2 protein-coding genes are annotated in these 3577 nt (G+C 64.4%); both read right to left on the reverse strand.

Annotated features, from left to right (window positions below; all coding sequences use genetic code 11):
* The coding region (locus tag VEK15_29320) for an error-prone DNA polymerase (GenBank protein ID HXV64834.1) at positions 1 to 2937 on the reverse strand (2937 nt) is incomplete at its 3' end.
* A gap of 11 nt (positions 2938 to 2948) precedes the next feature.
* Positions 2949 to 3577, reverse strand: a 629-nt coding sequence (locus tag VEK15_29325) for a DNA polymerase Y family protein (GenBank protein HXV64835.1), incomplete at its 5' end; no start/stop codon positions are given.

A 3577-nucleotide genomic window follows, 5' to 3' on the forward strand; every position in this document is an offset into this window, starting at 1 on the left:
CGTCGCGCCGAGAAACGGCGTGGTCTTGACGAGGAGGGCGTACTCCTCGAACTTCTTTGGCCAGATGACGAGGTTCACGAATCCGGTTTCGTCCTCGAGGGTCATGAAGGTGACGCCTGAGGCGGTGCCGGGACGCTGGCGGCAGATGACGAGGCCCGCATAGCGGACGCGGCGGCCGTTCGGCATCTGTGCGATGGTCCGGGCATCGGGAAGCCTTTGCGCCTTCAAAGCCTCTCGCAGCGGCCCGAGCGGATGGCCTGCGGTGCTATGCGAGCTGGACTCGTAGTCCCAGGCGATGCGCTCGAAATCGTCGAGCGCCTCGAACTGGACGTCGGTCTCGTAAGTGGGGAGGAAGACGTCGGGGTCCTCTTTACGAAGACCGCGCGCCTTCCACAGGGATGCCCGCCGCGTCGGCTCGATGCCGTCGAACGCACCCGCCTCGGCGAGGGCGGCGAGTGCCTTCTCGCTCACGCCGCTCCGTCGCGAGAAATCTTCCATGGAGGTAAAAACCTCGGCACCTCTGGCTTCGAGGATCCTCACGCCCTCGTTCTCCGCGAGCCCCTTCACGTAGCGAAAGCCCATCCGAACGCCGCCGTCTTCCATCGTGCAATCCCAATCGCTCTCGCGAACGTCCACGGGTAAGAAGGCCACTCCCCGCCGCTTTCCGTCCTCGATGATCGTGGCGGGGGAGTAAAAGCCCATGGGCTGGGCGTTCAAGAGAGCGCAGACGAACTCCGCCGGGTAGTGCCGCAGAAGATATGCGGCGGCATAGCTGATGAGGGCAAAGCTCGCCGCGTGGCTCTCGGGGAAGCCGTATTCGCCGAATCCCGTGATCTGCTGGAAAACCCGCTCGGCAAACTCGAGGGCGATGCCCTTCGCCTGCATGCGGCTCACGAGCCTTTCACGGTGCCGCTCAATTCTTCCCGTTCGCCGCCATGCCGCCATGTCGCGGCGGAGTTGATCGGCTTCGCCCGGCGTGTAGTCCGCGGCGACCACCGCGAGGCGCATCACCTGCTCCTGGAAGAGAGGGACACCGAGGGTCTTCTCCAGAACCGGCTTCAGGATCTCGTGGGGATACGTCACCGGCTCCTCGCCGTTCCGCCGCCTCAAGTAAGGATGCACCATGCCGCCGGTGATGGGGCCGGGTCTCACGATGCTGACCTCGATGACGAGATCGTAGTAATTGCGCGGCTTCAGGCGGGGAAGCATCGCCATCTGGGCGCGGCTTTCGATCTGGAAGACCCCGACGGTCTCCGAGCGGCAGATCATGTCGAAAGTCTCGGCATCGTTTGCGGGAATCGTCGCCATGGAAAGCTCGACGCCGCGGTGCTGGTTCAAGAGACGAAAACAGAGATCGAGCTGAGTGAGGGCTCCGAGGCCGAGAAGGTCGACCTTGAAGAGCCCGAGCGCTTCGATGTCGTCCTTGTCCCACTGGATGACGGTTCGGTCCTCCATCGTGGCATTCTCGATGGGAACGATCTGATGAACCGGCTCGTGGCCGAGGAGAAAGCCTCCCGGGTGGATCCCGAGATGGCGAGGGAAGTCCTGGATGGTGCTGGCGAGCCGGAGCAAGTGCTCGTGGTCGGGAGTGTCGGGATCGAAGCCCGCCTGCCTGAGGCTTTCGACCGTCGGGCCGTCATAGTGCGAGACCAGCTTCGCGAGCCGGTCGAGGCTCGTCTCGGAAAGCCCGAGGGCTTTCCCGACGTCGCGTATGGCGGTTCGGCCCCGGTAGCGGATGACGTTCGCCACCATGGCGGCGCGGTCGCGTCCGTACTTCTCGTAGACGAACTGGATGACCTCTTCGCGTCTCTGGTGCATGATGTCGAGGTCGATATCGGGAGGCTCGGCACGGTCCTTGGACAGAAAACGCTCGAAGAGAAGACCCATGCGCACCGGGTCGACGGCGGTGATTCCGAGGCAGTAGCAGACGGCGGAGTTCGCCGCCGAGCCTCGTCCCTGACAGAGGATCTCGTTCCGCCGGCAGTATTGGACGATCTCGTACATGGTGAGGAAATACCCACCGTAGTCGAGCTCCTCGATGAGCGCGAGCTCCTTGTGAAGCTGCCGCTCGACGTCGTCCGGCACCTCGCCACCGTAGCGCCACCGCGCTCCCGCGAACGTCAGCTGCTCGAGCCACCTCGATGTCGTGCTTCCTTGGGGAAGTTTCTCCGCGGGATAGCGGTAGCGGATGTCCTTCAAGGAGAACGTGCAGCGCTCCATAACCGTAAGCGTCCTCTCGACGGCGAGTGGATCGTCAGAGTAGAGCTCCCCGAAAGAGACCGGCGTACGGAGCGCGTACTCCGCATTCGGTTTGAGGAGCCTGCCAGCGGTCCGGACCGTAACGCCGTGACGGATGGCGGTGAGGACGTCCTGGAGGTCCCGGCGCTCCTTGTGGTGGTAGAGCACTTCCATCCCCGCGGCGACGGGAACACCGAAGCGGGCCGCTTCCTCCCTCAGGCGTTTTTCCCAGGGAACGTCCAGGTCGCGCCGGTGCCGCGTCGCCAGGGCATAGAGGCGATCGCCGAAGGCATCGCGCAGGAGACCGAGCGGTCCTTCGCGGATCCATAGAGCGAGAAGGCCTTCCTGGTGCTCGGCGACTTCTTCCCAGGAAACCGAGGAGCTCCCTTTCTCGGAACGAAGACGGCCTCGGGTCACGAGGCGGCAGAGGTTCCGGTAGCCCTCGTGGCTCTGGACGAGAAGGATCAGGGTCGAGCCGTCTTCGATCGTGATCTGAGAGCCGATGATGAGATGGATGCCGATCTCGAGGGCTTTCAGGTGCGCGCGAACGATGCCGTAGACGCCGTCACGATCGGCGATGGCGATCGCGGGAAGCCCGAGCCGGTGGGCCTGTTCGACCAGCTCTTCCGGATGGCTCGCCCCTTCCAGGAAAGATCCGTTGGATTTGCACCAGAGGGGAGCGTAAGGTGCCAGGGGCATCTCACTCGACCTCACTCAACCTGGCCTTCCAGGAACCAGCGGCGCCGGAAGCGATCGAAGTAGATCCAGAACACGTCTCCATGCTGCATCTTCACGAAGTAGTACTCGCGCTCCACCGTGCGCCGCCACCATCCCCCGGAGAGGATGTACGGCCCGAGGAAATCGCGCACCGGCCCGAATTCCAGGCCGCGCAGCAGCCAGCCGTCAGGCTCGTGGCGAGAGCGATGGGGAAGCGCCACGGGCTTGTCGAAGATGCGACGGATGAGGGACCGTTCGGCGCCGGCCTCCGGAGCACCACGTTCGGGAAACGACTCGAGTGGCGACCACTCGAATCTCGATGCGGGGAGATGCCCGTCCTTGAGCGCAGCGCGAACCACGGCGCTCTCTCCGAACTCCGCTCTCAAACGGGCGAATGCGCGGTTGCAGCTCGAAGGATCGCGCCTGGGGCGCTCGGCCACGAGCGAGAGCTGTTCATGCGTCTTGGGAGCTACCTCCGCCGACACCGTGAGCTCGACAACGCCGGCGTCGAGCGAGAGCGTTTCGAGCCGAAGTCGCACGAGCCCGACGAGAAGCGGGCCGTTCAGCGTCGGAGCGTCCGGTCGAAGCGTTTCTCCGAGAGCGCTCCGATCGTCGAGCAGGA

This window comes from Vicinamibacteria bacterium, assembly GCA_035620555.1.
In the GTDB taxonomy this organism is placed as follows: domain Bacteria; phylum Acidobacteriota; class Vicinamibacteria; order Marinacidobacterales; family SMYC01; genus DASPGQ01.